12 protein-coding genes are annotated in these 13,306 nt (G+C 58.8%); 8 read left to right on the top strand and 4 right to left on the bottom strand.

The annotated features are described in order from the left end of the window. Nucleotides 1–9: 9 nt before the first annotated feature. Complete coding sequence (locus GC127_RS09280) at nucleotides 10–1,587, bottom strand: DUF5928 domain-containing protein (protein ID WP_008281280.1); 1,578 nt, start codon at nucleotides 1,585–1,587, stop codon at nucleotides 10–12. Nucleotides 1,588–1,737: 150 nt separating this feature from the next. Between GC127_RS09280 and GC127_RS09275 the strand changes: the two genes are divergently transcribed. From GC127_RS09275 to GC127_RS09245, 7 genes are all read left to right on the top strand, one after another. Further along, a complete protein-coding gene (locus GC127_RS09275) occupies nucleotides 1,738–2,556 on the top strand; it encodes a sulfotransferase family protein (RefSeq protein ID WP_037297933.1) in 819 nt (272 codons plus the stop codon). 158 nt (nucleotides 2,557–2,714) lie between these two features. Further along, nucleotides 2,715–2,984: a 30S ribosomal protein S20 gene (rpsT, locus tag GC127_RS09270; RefSeq protein WP_008281278.1), complete on the top strand. Its 270-nt coding sequence runs from the start codon at nucleotides 2,715–2,717 to the stop codon at nucleotides 2,982–2,984. A gap of 482 nt (nucleotides 2,985–3,466) precedes the next feature. After that, a complete protein-coding gene (gene dnaA, locus GC127_RS09265; RefSeq protein ID WP_008281277.1) occupies nucleotides 3,467–4,813 on the top strand; it encodes a chromosomal replication initiator protein DnaA in 1,347 nt (448 codons plus the stop codon). Between the two features lie 124 nt (nucleotides 4,814–4,937). Continuing rightward, nucleotides 4,938–6,056: a DNA polymerase III subunit beta gene (dnaN, locus tag GC127_RS09260; RefSeq protein ID WP_008281276.1), complete on the top strand. Its 1,119-nt coding sequence runs from the start codon at nucleotides 4,938–4,940 to the stop codon at nucleotides 6,054–6,056. A 52-nt stretch (nucleotides 6,057–6,108) separates the two neighbouring features. Next, nucleotides 6,109–7,218 (top strand): DNA replication/repair protein RecF, encoded by a 1,110-nt coding sequence (gene recF, locus GC127_RS09255; RefSeq protein WP_151977709.1) that lies wholly within the window; start codon nucleotides 6,109–6,111, stop codon nucleotides 7,216–7,218. Then, entirely contained in the window at nucleotides 7,215–7,646 is a 432-nt protein-coding gene (locus GC127_RS09250; RefSeq protein WP_151977707.1) for a VOC family protein, read from the top strand. Before recF ends, GC127_RS09250 begins: the two co-directional genes overlap by 4 nt. Further along, a complete protein-coding gene (locus GC127_RS09245) occupies nucleotides 7,643–8,263 on the top strand; it encodes a LysE family translocator (RefSeq protein WP_151977705.1) in 621 nt (206 codons plus the stop codon). Before GC127_RS09250 ends, GC127_RS09245 begins: the two co-directional genes overlap by 4 nt. A 77-nt stretch (nucleotides 8,264–8,340) precedes the next feature. Here the strand turns inward: GC127_RS09245 and GC127_RS09240 are convergent, their stop codons facing one another. The 3 genes from GC127_RS09240 to GC127_RS09230 all read right to left on the bottom strand — a co-directional run bounded on the left by GC127_RS09240 (nucleotide 8,341) and on the right by GC127_RS09230 (nucleotide 12,331). Continuing rightward, on the bottom strand, nucleotides 8,341–8,787 hold the full coding sequence (locus GC127_RS09240; protein ID WP_081507159.1) for a YtoQ family protein: 447 nt from the start codon (nucleotides 8,785–8,787) through the stop codon (nucleotides 8,341–8,343). 16 nt (nucleotides 8,788–8,803) lie between these two features. Further along, the gene (gene pheT, locus GC127_RS09235) at nucleotides 8,804–11,203 is read right to left on the bottom strand and encodes a phenylalanine--tRNA ligase subunit beta (protein ID WP_151977703.1); all 2,400 of its coding nucleotides are present in this window, start codon (nucleotides 11,201–11,203) and stop codon (nucleotides 8,804–8,806) included. Nucleotides 11,204–11,314: 111 nt separating this feature from the next. After that, nucleotides 11,315–12,331 (bottom strand): D-cysteine desulfhydrase, encoded by a 1,017-nt coding sequence (locus GC127_RS09230; RefSeq protein WP_008281270.1) that lies wholly within the window; start codon nucleotides 12,329–12,331, stop codon nucleotides 11,315–11,317. A gap of 97 nt (nucleotides 12,332–12,428) precedes the next feature. Between GC127_RS09230 and GC127_RS09225 the strand changes: the two genes are divergently transcribed. Further along, complete coding sequence (locus tag GC127_RS09225) at nucleotides 12,429–13,301, top strand: LysR family transcriptional regulator (RefSeq protein WP_081507161.1); 873 nt, start codon at nucleotides 12,429–12,431, stop codon at nucleotides 13,299–13,301. The last annotated feature ends 5 nt before the right edge of the window (nucleotides 13,302–13,306 follow it).

Genomic DNA, 13,306 nt, shown 5'->3' with positions numbered 1-13,306 from the left:
AGGGCGTCCTCAATCTGCAAACAGGTGGTCGGGCTCTGCGATTTCCTGCGCTTTTTCGCGCGGAATATCAAGGAAGCGCGCCAATAGATCGGCGCGTTGGCCCCGATCATCCGATTGCCGCAGGATCATGTGATTCTCGAATTCGGAATCGCGTATGCGGTCGCTCTCATAGGTCATGTCGCCTCGGATTGTGGGCAACAGCCGCTCTAATGTCTCGGGCGGGGTCTGTTCGCCCGCCAGTCCCACACGCATGGCATGACCAATCAGATACGCATCGGTAAAATGACACTGAACCTCCAAAAGCTTGGTCACAGCGCGGTCACCGCAGAAATCCTGCAAGAGATCAATGCTGCCGGGGTCCATGCAGACAAGCAGGCGATCCGTCTCATAGTAATCGAACAGCATCCGCATCAGGGCCCGCCGATGTCGGGTTCGTTTGGCCAAAGTACCCTGAATACCCCCCAGATCAGGCAGGGCTGTGCCCTCTTCGTTGAAAAGATATTCGATTGCAGGCAGGTTTGTGACCTGTCGGATGCGCTCCAGCAAACGCTTGGCCACATGCCATTTCTTGCACACAACGATCATCAGCTCGCGCTCACGCCCAAGCGTGCTTTCGGTTTCCCAGAACCGCTGCGCAAATCGTCGGCCTTCCCGGCCCCGCGCAGTCAGAAACTGAAACAGGCCGCGCCCCTCGTTCGAAATCTGGAACTGCGCGCGCTCGTCAGAATAGAGCGTGCCCAAACGCCGCTTCAGCTCCAATGCCTCGGGGCTGATCTTGCGGGCAAAAAGATAATCCTGACTGAGCAAGAGGTCGTAGTGGTCGTTGTAGAACGTGACCGGCATCCCATAGTCTGTGAACATGAGAAATGTCAGCGTGCGCGTCTCAATCTCACTCTCAGGCACCAGATGCCGCACAAGCGTTTGAAAGAACGTTTCATCGGGAATCCATGTGGTGCGAAAAAACCGCATCACATCGCGCCGTTTGCGGGTGAATTCCAAAATCCACTCGACTGTGCGCCGCCGCAGGCACCACCACTGGCTTCCGATCTGGATTTGGATGTCAGGCGGAATGGGGCGCGTCAGACCCAGTTTGCGCTGGAGGTTGTATGACGCGTAGAACCGCTTGGGCTGTGTGCGTTCGTTGAAGAAGTGGCGATAAATCAGCCGCTCTTCCTTCATCCCGGTTTTGATCCAGTCACTCTCGAAGTAGTCGAAACTTTCGACATAATCGACATCGCGATTGTCCAAAAATTGATGCGCAAAACGGGCCGACTTGATCGGCGCGCAATCGCCCGAGAGCATGTAAAAATGCGTGGCACGCGGAAATTCGTCAACCGCCGCCTCAACCGCGTAAAGCGTGGCTTGCACCAAAGACCAAGCGCCCCAACCGCATTTGATGCGCTTTCTCGCGAAGGTCACACTGGGATTATCCGCCAGGGCTGTCTTGATCCGGTTAAAAGCCTCAGGCTTGGCGCGTGCGTCAAAATGGATCGCCATATAGTCGCCCGCAGCCGTCAGCATCTCAGCCTGACGGATGATCGCCTCAGGGTCCTTGTGACACAGCAGGATGAATGCGATCTTTGCCATTACGGAAACGGTTTAACCTTCGATTTACCGACTGTTTATAGCATTAACGGTGAACAGCGCCTGAATAAACAGACTTTCTTTGGTTTTTTGAACAGGTTAGACAGGATCAAGCCTGCATCAAGCGGGAAAGTATTGGCGGAGGCAGTGATCATGGGATTTCCCGGAACCTGGATGACCGAAAGCGAGAGCGTGGTCTACCGCGTGGTCCCCAAGTGTGCCTGCTCGACCATCGGGCAAATTCTCTATTATTCCGATCATGGCGTGTTCTTTGATGGCGACATTCACGACGCAACAGAGGGCCTTCATAAATGGGCGCGCGAAGACAGTCAGAAGCTGATCAACGCCAATGTGAAAACCCATACCTCCTATGCGTTTTCCTGCGTGCGCAACCCATATACCCGCATCCTGTCGTCTTTTTTTGACAAGATTTGCGGCATTCAGCGCAACGGCAGCCGCTATCGCGGCAAGCTGGTGCCGACCATCATCCAGAAATACGGAATTGAAGTGGGCGGCGACGACGGCAAGCAAGAGTTTGACCAGATCAAAAGCTTTCGCCGGTTTTTGCTCTTTGCTCGGGATACCATCCGCTGGAAACGACCGATGGAGCCAGATATTCACTGGTCCGCGATGTCGGGCCATATCTCGACCTTTATCGTCAACGGTGGCCGCTACAACAAGATTTTCTGGACAGAGAAATTCGATGACGGCATGGGCGAGGTGCTGGGGGCGATCAACACCAAGCATACGATCGACCTCAAAACCATTCCTCGGTTCAACGAATCCGAAGGCCACGGGCCCAAACGCGCGCATCCTGTCGAAGAGTATTTCGACGACCTCTCGATGCATCTGATCTACGAAATATACAAACGCGATTTTGACCTCTTCAAATATGATTTCGAAAATCCAGCCAACAAGATGCCAATAGGTGAGATCGACCTTGACGAGGTGCATGCCAAGCTGGGCGACTGATCTGCCCCACGAGGGCTTGCATTCCGGGCCAACTGGCGTATACGGCACGCCAGACATGCGCGTGATGCCCGCTTAGGCAAGAATCACCCCGTTCGGCGGGGGTCCCGGTTGGGTATGACGTGCGTTTACACATATCGAACCGAGAAAGGGTCACTTACATGGCCAATACGCCGCAGTCCAAGAAACGCGCCCGCCAGAACGAAAAGCGTTTTGCCATCAACAAATCCCGCCGCTCGCGCATCCGCACCTTCCTTCGCAAAGTCGAAGAGGCCATCGCTTCTGGCGATAAGGACGCGGCCGTGACCGCCCTGCGCAATGCTCAGCCCGAATTGATGCGCGGCGTAACAAAAGGTGTGGTGCACAAGAACACCGCATCCCGCAAAATTTCGCGCCTCTCGTCGCGCGTAAAAGCAATCGCGCAAAGCTGAGAAGCAACCCTTTGAAACTAAAAGGCAGCGTCGTCGACGCTGCCTTTTGCATGTCTGCGGGTCCGGCTGCGGTCAGAGATTCTTTTCGGTCAAAGCCTCTGTCAAGCGCATAGAGTAGTTGCCGCAACAGGCCGGAGGTTGCTAGTTTCAGACCTGCGATTCACGCTTGGGGGGACAGGCTGTATCGGGGTCAAGCAGAAGAGGGAAACCCTCAGCTATGGCACCGCTACTGAGCACTCTGCTCTAGTCATGTCCAATGCGAATGTACTTTGCGGTCAGGAACCGCGTGGCTTTGGGACGGGCCGCGCATATACGGTGATTGATTTCAGAGTACGCGCTTGTTGACGAGGGGACATGCATCCGTTGCACCTAGCATCGGAACGCAAGTTGCTTTGCCGACTCAAAACTGTGTCGCGCCGGATCGAACAACTGCTGTCAGATCCGGCTTGAGAAGAACGGTAGAGTCGCGGAACGGGGACAGAATGACACAAGAGCAATGGGGCCAGTTGAAGCAAAAACTTCAGCAATCCGTCGGGCAGAGCAATTTCAAGAACTGGATAGAGCCGCTGGAATTTGCTCGCGTCGATGATGGTGTCGCGACCTTTCATGTCCCCACGACATTTCTTGGCAATTATGTATCGCAACATTTTGGCGAATTGATTCTCTATCAGATGAGCAATCTGTCTCCTGATGTCAGGCGACTGCAATTCCGTGTTGCCGCCAATAGTGGCGCGCGCCCCTCACGGCCTGCTACCGTAGCCTCGGTGGAACCTATCGCCGACAGCATCGTTCCGTCTGCGCCGCTGGACGAGAGGTTCACGTTTGATAGTTTCGTGGTCGGTAAGCCCAATGAACTAGCCCATGCCGCAGCGCGCCGGGTGGCCGAATGCGGCCCCGTTACATTCAATCCACTGTTTCTTTATGGCGGCGTCGGCCTTGGCAAGACCCACCTGATGCATGCGATCGCTTGGGAATTGAAGATCACCCGCCCCGATCTCAACGTTGTCTATCTCTCGGCGGAACAGTTCATGTATCGCTTTGTGCAAGCGCTGCGCGACCGCAAGATGATGGATTTCAAATCGGTGTTCCGTTCCGTCGATGTTCTGATGGTCGACGACGTGCAGTTCATCGCCGGCAAGGACAGCACGCAAGAAGAGTTCTTTCACACCTTCAATGCGCTTGTGGACCAGAACAAGCAGATCGTAATTTCCGCCGACCGCGCCCCCGGAGAGATTGCCAATCTTGAGGAACGCATCAAGTCGCGCCTGCAATGTGGCCTCGTGGTTGACCTTCACCCGACTGATTATGAATTGCGTCTTGGCATCCTGCAATCCAAGGTGGACCGCTACCGCGCGCAATACCCCGACCTTGCCCTTAGCGACGGCGTGCTTGAATTCCTCGCGCACCGGATCAGCACAAATGTGCGCGTGCTCGAGGGTGCGATGACCCGGCTTTTCGCCTTCGCCTCGCTGGTGCGCAAGCCGATCACACTGGAACTGACCCAAGATTGCCTTGCGGATGTGCTGCGCGCATCCGAGCGCAAAGTGTCTATTGAGGAAATTCAGCGCAAGGTCTCGGATCATTACAATATCCGGCTCAGCGATATGATCGGCCCAAAGCGAACGCGCTGCTACGCCCGCCCGCGACAGGTGGCGATGTATCTTTGCAAACAGATGACATCGCGGTCCTTGCCGGAAATCGGTCGGCGTTTTGGTGGGCGCGACCACACAACGATCATGCATGGCGTCAAGCGTATCGACGAGTTGCGCATTCAAGATGCACAGATTGCCGAGGATCTGGAGCTTCTGCGTCGCACGCTGGAAGGGTAAGTGGCGCCAGCCCTTGACGCTGTCGGTTTTCCAGCCGAAAACTCCAAAAAACACTTGAGGTGCGGGGTGGAGTTGCTACCTTGCCCCTCCCGGCATTGATCCGGCACCTGACAGGAGCGAGGGAATGAAACTCAGCATCGAACGCGGCGCATTGCTTAAAGCCGTGTCTCAGGCCCAATCGGTGGTCGAACGGCGCAATACGATCCCGATCCTCGCCAATGTCCTGATCGAGGCCGAAGGTAACAGCGTACAATTCCGCGCCACCGATCTTGATATCGAAGTGGTGGACAAGGCTCCTGCTCAGGTCGAGCGTGCCGGTGCCACAACTGTATCGGCAGTGATGCTCCATGAAATCGTGCGCAAACTGCCCGATGGGTCGCTGGTCACGCTCAGCGACGACGGGGCCTCGGGCCGTCTTACGGTGCAGGCCGGACGGTCAAATTTCAATCTCGCCACCTTGCCGAAAGAAGACTTTCCGGTGATGGCCTCCTCGGAATATGCCAGCAATTTCTCGGCCCCCGCGCCAGTGCTGCGCCGCCTCTTCGACAAATCGAAATTTGCCATTTCCACCGAGGAAACCCGCTATTACCTCAACGGCGTCTATCTGCACGTCTCGGACGCCGATGGCGGCAAGGTTCTGCGATGCGTCGCCACCGATGGTCACCGCCTTGCGCGTATTGATGCTGACCTGCCTGATGGAGCCTCGGACATGCCCGGCGTGATCGTTCCGCGCAAGACCGTGGGCGAACTGCGTAAACTGCTCGAAGACGATGACATGAAAATCGCGGTCTCGGTTTCAGAAACCAAGATCCGTTTTGCCACGCCCGACATTACCCTCACCTCTAAGGTGATTGATGGCACCTTCCCCGATTACACCCGCGTCATTCCGCAGGGCAACACCCGCCGAATGGAGGTGGATGCCGCAGAATTCGCGCAGGCGGTGGACCGTGTGGCAACCGTGAGCTCAGAGCGCTCGCGCGCGGTGAAGCTCTCGCTTGACGAAGATCGCCTGATCCTCTCGGTCAACGCCCCAGATAGCGGTGCCGCCGAAGAAGAATTGGCCGTGGCCTATGGCGATGAGCGGCTGGAGATTGGGTTTAACGCGAAATATCTGCTGGAGATCGCAAGTCAGGTGGATCGTGAGAACGCGGTCTTCCTCTTCAACTCTTCGGGTGACCCGACGCTGATGCGCGAAGGCAATGACACGACGGCGGTTTATGTCGTGATGCCGATGCGGGTGTGACACCCGTAGGTGCCTGCGGCGGGAGTGTTTCGGAACGATGAAAGGGCCGTGAATGCCCGGCCTTTACCTGTCGGAATTGACCCTCTCGCATTTCCGCTCTCATAAATCAGGGCGACTTTCGCTTGATGCGCGGCCTGTGGCGATTCATGGGCCGAATGGGGCGGGCAAGACGAACCTGATCGAAGCGATTTCACTCTTGTCCCCCGGTCGTGGTCTACGGCGGGCCGCAGCGCAGGACATGGCGCGACGCCCCGAGGCGCTCGGCTGGAAGATCACCGCGATCCTGAATTCTTTGCATCAGGTTCACGAAGTCGAGACCTTCGCCGAAGGCACCGCCGCCCGCCAAGTCCGGATCGACAGCAAGACCGCCACGCAATTGGCGCTTGGCCGTATCGCGCGCCTTCTCTGGCTCGTCCCAGCCATGGACCGCCTTTGGATCGAAGGGGCAGACGGCCGCCGCCGCTTTCTCGACCGCATGACCATGAGCTTTATTCCCGCCCATGCCGAGGTCACGCTCGCTTATGACAAGGCGATGCGCGAACGCAACCGTCTGCTCAAGGATCAGGTGCGCGATGCGCAGTGGTATCTTGCGCTCGAACGGCAAATGGCCGACGCGGGCGCCGAAATCCATGCCAACCGCCAGCACGCGCTCGCCCTGATCATGGGGGCGCAGATGCAAGCCGAAACCGCCTTTCCCACTGCAGAACTGGAGCTGACGCAAACCGAAGGGGAGATGCCGGACAGTGCCGACGATCTGCGTCAAGCATTGGCCGAGAGCCGTTTTCGCGATCTGATGGCCGGTCGCACCCTGATCGGACCGCACCGCGCCGATCTCTACGGTGTCTATGCCGCCAAGGGCGTGCCCGCCGCTGACTGCTCCACCGGCGAGCAAAAGGCGCTTCTGGTCTCGCTCATCCTTGCGAATGCCCGCGCCCTTGCGCGCGATTTCGGGGCGCCGCCGCTCTTGTTGCTGGATGAGGTCGCAGCCCATCTTGACGCCACCCGCCGCGCGGCCCTTTATGACGAAATCTGCGCACTCGGCGCTCAGGCATGGATGACCGGCACCGGGCCAGAGCTATTCTCCGAACTGGGCAACCGCGCACAACATATCCACGTCACAGACACCTCTGGCATCAGCCAGATCACACCAGAGGCCCCATGACCCCGCAACGCGTCACTCTCATTACCCTAGGCGTCGAGGATCTTGAACGGTCGCGTACCTTCTATGAAGCGCTTGGCTGGACCCCGACCGAGGCACTTCCAGAGGTGGTGTTCTACCAGATGAACGGTTTGGTGCTTGGTCTCTTCGGCAAGGCGCATCTCGCCGCCGATCAGGGCCGCCCGGATGCCGCCCTCGGGACCGGGGCAATCACGCTGGCCCAGAACTTTGTAACCGAGGCAGAGGTGGACGCCGCCTTTTCCACCGCGCTCGCCGCCGGGGCTGCCGCGCTCAAACATCCTGAAAATGTATTCTGGGGCGGCTATTCCGGCTATTATGCCGATCCCGACGGTCATGTTTGGGAAGTGGCGATGAACCCCTTTTGGCCACTCGCCGAGGATGGCAGCCTGACCTTGCCAGAGGCCCCATGACCATCGCGGCTTTCGATCTGATGCTCTATGCTGCGGCCATGGCAGGCCTCTGGGCTGTGCCGGGCCCGGTCTGGGTGGCATTGACGGCGCGCGCCCTCTCGGGCGGTATGCGCGGGGCATGGCCGCTGGCTGTGGGCGTTGCCTTGGGCGATCTGATCTGGCCGCTCTGCGCCATTCTCGGCCTTGCATGGGTTCTGTCGATCTATGGTGATGCGCTGAACCTGCTGCGCTGGATCGCAGCGGGCGTATTCATCGGTATGGGCCTCTTGCTGATCCGTGCGCCTGCGCGCGTCCCGGGTGCCGATAGCCGCATGACCCGCCCCGGCATCTGGGCCGGGTTTTCGGTTGGCGTGGCGGCGGTCATCGGCAACCCCAAGGCGATCCTCTTCTACATGGGTTTTCTGCCGGGTTTCTTCGATCTGGCGCAGGTTACCGTGCTAGACATCGCCGCGATTCTTGCGATTTCGGCGATCGTGCCCATGCTTGGAAATCTGGCACTGGCGCTTTTTCTCGACCGCGCGCGTCGCCTCTTGCAGAGCCCGGCAGCACTGCGCCGCATGAACATCAGTTCAGGCATGCTCCTGATTCTCGTGGGGCTTGTGATCCCCTTTACGTGACCGACCTTGCACGCTTCGTCAGACTGAGCATGCCCCAGGAGCAAGCCCGTTCTTGATCAAGGATAGCGCAGCCGCCCCTAGCCCGGCAGGGTACCAGTGAGCACATAGCGCAACAGATCCACAACCTGCGCCGGTTCTCGGGCCACAGCAAGAGCGGCGGCATCTACTTCTTTGAGCGCATGGTCATGTTCGGGGCGTTGCAAGATAATCAGCGACTTGCCAAGTGCCGCTGCATAACCTGCGTCAAAGGCTGCGTTCCATTGCTTGTACTGCTCACCAAAGCGCACCACGACAACATCCGCCTCGGTAATCCCCTTGCGCGTGCGAATGGCGTTGACCATCGCGCCCTTGTGGTCGTGCCAATATTTGTTCGGCTCTTCCCCAAGGATCGCCACGCCGCAATCATCGCTCGCCGCGTGATCCGTGACCGGGCCTGAGAACACCACATCAAGCCCTTTGGACCCTTCAACAATCTGATCGCGCCAATCAGTGTGGATTTCGCCTGAAAGATAGACCTTGAGCATGGTTTTCTCCTCTTGTTCAGCCACGCAGCACTCCGCCGGTCGCCTTTGTTACCTTTTCGATGATCTTGCCCGATACCGCTTCAATCTCGGCTTCGGTCAGGGTCTTGTCGCGGGGTTGAAGGCGTACGGTCAAAGCGAGGGATTTCTTGCCCTCACCCAGATTACCACCGCTGAAGGCATCAAACACGCGAACATCCTCGATCAGCGCCTTGTCGGCCCCAGCCGCCGCGTTGATGAGGGTCAGCGCCTCGGTTTGGACGTCTACCACAAAGGCGAAATCGCGCTCGACCGCCTGCAGATCGCTGATGTCCAATGCGCCCCTGCTGGCAGATGTCTTGCGCGGCAACGGAATTTCCGCCGGATAGAGGGTAAAGGCCACGGCAGGCCCTTTGACATCCAGCGCCTGCAAAATGCGCGGATGCACCTCGCCAAAGATACCCAGTACCTTTTTGGGTCCCAGACAGATCCGCCCATGCCGGCCCGGATGAAACCATGCCGGCCCGTCGCGCAAGATCTGCACCTTGGCAGGCGCTCCAATAGCGGCGAGGATCGCTTCGACATCGGCCTTGGCGTCGAAGACATCAACCGCCCGCGCTGCGCCATGTACCTCTTTGGGCCCCGAGCGCCCTACAAGAAGTCCCGCAACCTGCAAATGCTGTTCACCCGGCTCGCCACCATGAAAGGCGTGCCCCACTTCGAACAACGCCAGATCCATGATCCCTCGCGCCTGATTGCGGGCCGCAGCCCGCAACAGACCCGGAAGCAGGTCCGGACGCATGTGGCTAAGGTCTGCGCTGATCGGATTGGCCAGCATCGTCGCATCATCGCCTCCGCCAAAGAGCGTGGCTGCGGCATGGTCAATAAAGCTGTAAGTGACACATTCGTTATAGCCAAGCGCCGCACAGGTGCGGCGCGCGATCTGTTCGCGCTTTTGCATCGGGCTGAGGATCGGCTTGGGCACGCCAGGCAGGGCGCGTGCCATAGGGCGGCCTTGCAACTTGGTCAGAGATGCAATCCGCGCCACCTCTTCCACCAGATCCGCCTCGCCAAGAATATCAGGCCGCCAGCTTGGGACATAGGCCATGTTACCTTCGAGCTTGAAGCCGAGTGCAGTTAAACTCTGACGCTGCTCGCTTTCAGGAATTTCCATTCCCACCAGCGATTGCACCCGCGCAGGATCAAGCCGGTAGGCGCGGCTCACATCCGGAACCTTGCCCGCGACGACGCGGTTCGAAGGCGCACCACCACATAGGTCGAGGATCATTTGCGTCGCCAGATCCAGTGCTTCCATGTTGAACGCAGGATCAATACCGCGCTCGTTGCGATAGCGCGCGTCTGAGTTGATCCGCAGAGCGCGGCCCGTTGTGGCGATCTGCACGGTGTCCCATACCGCCGCTTCCAGAAAGACATTTACGGTTTCGTCGGTGCAGCCGGTCGCGAGCCCCCCCATGATGCCGCCAATGCTCTCAATGCCGGACTCGTCAGAAATCACCACCTGACCGAGGCCAAAGGTGTATTCCTTTTCATCCAGTCCGATCAATGTCTCGCCGCCTGTCGTGCGGTGTATGCGAAGGTCACCCTTCACCTTGTCCGCGTCAAAAACATGCAGGGGGCGATTGCGATCATAGGTGAAGAAGTTGGTGATATCGACCAGCGCCGAGATCGGACGCAGTCCGATGGCGCGCAGCCGCTGTTGCAACCATTCGGGAGAAGGGCCGTTCTTGACCCCCCGGATCAACCGCCCAGCAAAAACCTCACAGCCGCCGGTTGCCGTATCCGCATCAATCGTCACACCGATGGGGCAGGCGAACTGCCCCTCGATGTCGACAGTTTGCGCCGGTTTCATCTTGCCCATTCCCCGCGCTGCCAGATCAAGAGCAATGCCGCGCACGCCAAGCGCATCGGGACGATTGGGGGTGATGGCAATCTCGATCACGGGGTCAACCTTGGCCGGATCATGGGCGGCCAGCCAATCGGTAAACCGCTGGCCTACCTCGCCCGAAGGCAGTTCGATGATGCCGTCATGCTCTTCGCTAAGCTCCATCTCGCGCTCGGAACACATCATGCCGTGGCTCTCGATGCCCCGGATCTTACCAACGCCGATGGTGGTGTCGATGCCTGGCACATAGACGCCCGGCTTGGCGATCACGACGGTGATCCCTTCCCGCGCATTGGGCGCCCCGCAGATAATCTGGGTCTCTCCATCCGCTGTCGCGACCTGACAGACACGCAGCCGGTCCGCATCCGGATGCGGTTCTGCCTTGAGCACCTTGCCGATGGTAAAGTCACGCAGCCGCGCGGCGGGGTCGGCGATGCCTTCGACCTCTAGCCCAAGATCGGTCAGGGTCTCGGCGATCTCGGTAACCGAGGCCGTGGTTTCCAGATGCTCTTTCAGCCAGGACAATGTGAATTTCATGCGTGCTTTTCCGCCTGCAAATATAGGTTACAGAGCGCTTTACCGGATATGTCAGGCATGGAAAACCCCGCATTGCTGCGGGGCTTTGTCTTGTTCGCCCTTTGGGATGGGTTACTTTTTCCAGCGGCCCGAGAAATCAAAGGCGCTGTCATAGCCAAACAGCGCGACAGACCCCCCGGTATGCAGAAAGACGACGCGCTCACCTTTCTTGAAATGACCCTTGCGGATCAGGTCGATAAAGCCCGCAGCCCCTTTGGCCGAATACACCGGATCGAGCAGGATTGCCTCCAATTCGGCAAACATGTGAATGGCTTCGATGCCGGATTCCGTGGGAATGCCATAGCCTTCGCCAACATAATCGGTATTGGCAACCACATCCTCACGCTTGACCACTCCGGCGCAGCCCAGCTTTTCAGCGGTCGCGCAGGCGAGGTTATAGACGTTCTCTTCTTGCTTGGCCTTGGGCGCGCGGACGCCAATGCCCAAGAGCGGAATTTGCGCGTTCATCGCCTTGAGACCGGTGATCAGCCCCGCCTGCGTGCCAGCACTGCCGGTAGCATGAACAATGTGATCCACCTTGAGCGCCCGATCATTGAACTGCGCCAGCATCTCGAAGGCGCAGTTAACATAGCCAAGCGCGCCTGTCGGGTTCGAGCCACCACCGGGAATGGTATAGACATTGCGCCCATCGGCACGGAACTTGTCCGCGACCTTTTCCATCTCGGCATTCATGTCGCCGCCACCGGGGCGCTTTTCCGTGGTCGCCCCGTGCATGTGATCCAACAGAACGTTGCCGCCATTGTTGTAATTGGCGTTGTTCGAACCCGTGCGATCCTCAAGCAGCAGGTGGCAATCCATTCCCAGTTTGGCGGCAAAGGCCGCCGTTTGACGCGCATGGTTGGATTGCGTGGCCCCTTGGGTCATCACCATATCCGCGCCCTGCAATTCGGCCTCTGCCATCAGGAATTCCAGCTTGCGGGTCTTGTTGCCGCCGGTGCTAAGGCCGGTGCAATCATCCCGCTTGATCCAGATTTCAGGACCGTTCAATTCCTTGGTCAAACGGTCCAGCCGTTCCAGCGGAGTCGGCAGATGGGCGAGAAAACGACGGGGATAGCGGGCAAGATGCATGGGTGTCCTCCATTTAACATGCGTTTTTTGCAGGCTAAAGCGGGACAATACGCGCGTCCAATGCTATTATTGTCGTATATAATGCAAGGAATGCAATATGCGGCTAGAGTGGCTAGACGATATTCTGGCAGTTGCTGATGCTGGGTCATTGGCGCGCGCCGCCGAGACACGGCATGTGAGCCAATCCGCGTTTACCCGCCGCCTACGCGCGATTGAGGACGCGCTTGGCGTGCCGCTCTTTGATCGGCGGCGCAAACCCGTTGTGCTCTTGCCCGAGATCGAGGCGCAGGCGGGCGAGATGCGGGCGTTGGCCACGCAATTGCGCCACTTGCGCGAAAGCCTGATACAGCGCACCGGTACGCGGGGCCTCACGCTCGCCTGTCAGCACGCGATTACCACCACCCATTCCCCGGCGATCGTCAGCATTCTGACCGCCCAAGGAGGACGACCGGTACGGGTGCGATCCGACAACCGCGAGGAATGTCTTTTGCGCCTGCTCTCCGGCGAGGCCGATCTGGCCGTCGTTTATGCCGTGCCCGAGATTGCGCCACTCACGCTCAGCCGAAGTTTCGAACAGGTTCTGTTGGGGCGAGAGCGACTGAGGCCAGTGGCGGCCCCGCGTCTGGCGCAGGGCAGTGATCTGCCATTTATCGGCTATCCGGCAGACGTGTTTCTGGGACAGATCATGGCGCGCGCGATTCTGCCGCGTATCCCCGCAAACCGTATCCTGCGCCGCCGCGCCGAAACCGCGCTGACGCTCGCCGCCCATGAATACGCGCGCCGAGGAATCGGCGTGGCCTGGCTGCCTGAAGGCATGGTGCAACGCGATTTGGACGAAGGGCGTTTGGTGCCGCTTGATCAGGCGCTGCCGGGGCAAGACATGGAGCTTTGGATGATCCGGCTGAGTGAGCGCAACGATGACGGCTGGGCGCATGACTGGTCGCGGCTGGTCGCGGCCTTGGGCGTCTGAGACTG

The sequence above is a fragment of the Roseovarius sp. EC-HK134 genome (assembly GCF_902498815.1).
Taxonomy (GTDB): Bacteria; Pseudomonadota; Alphaproteobacteria; order Rhodobacterales; family Rhodobacteraceae; genus Roseovarius; species Roseovarius mucosus_A.
This window is presented reverse-complemented; position numbering and strand designations above follow the sequence as displayed.